This window comes from Alitiscatomonas aceti (assembly GCF_025567195.1).
Lineage (GTDB): Bacteria > Bacillota > Clostridia > Lachnospirales > Lachnospiraceae > Alitiscatomonas > Alitiscatomonas aceti.
Map to the genome: position 1 here is coordinate 1 of NZ_JAOQJF010000091.1, position 483 is coordinate 483.

1 protein-coding gene is annotated in these 483 nt (G+C 49.5%); it reads left to right on the plus strand.

The features are described from left to right. Window positions 1-483: VirB6/TrbL-like conjugal transfer protein, CD1112 family (locus OCV69_RS16635; protein ID WP_262563254.1), on the plus strand; the 483-nt coding region annotated here is incomplete at both ends.

Genomic DNA, 483 nt, shown 5'->3' on the forward strand with positions numbered 1-483 from the left:
ATGGCAGTATTTTCAGCATGATTGAGAATCTGTCCAACTCCATCATGGTGCCGATTGCAGGCGTGATCCTGGCTATTGTGATGACCGTAGACCTGATCCAGATGATCGCAGACAAGAACAACCTGCATGATGTGGATACTTGGATGATTTTCAAGTGGGTGTTCAAATCAGCCACTGCCATCCTCATTGTCACAAACACATGGAATATCGTGATGGGCGTCTTTGATATGGCGCAGAGCGTGGTGGCACAGGCGGCAGGGATCATCGGTTCGGATGCGTCTATTGACATTTCCTCAGTTATGACCGATTTGGAACCGAGGCTGATGGAAATGGATCTGGGGCCGCTATTCGGGCTTTGGTTCCAATCCCTCTTTATCGGCATTACCATGTGGGCGCTGTATATCTGCATCTTTATCGTCATTTATGGCCGTATGATCGAGATTTACCGCGCGTCCAGAAGCGCCGCTTTTCATCCAAAGGCGG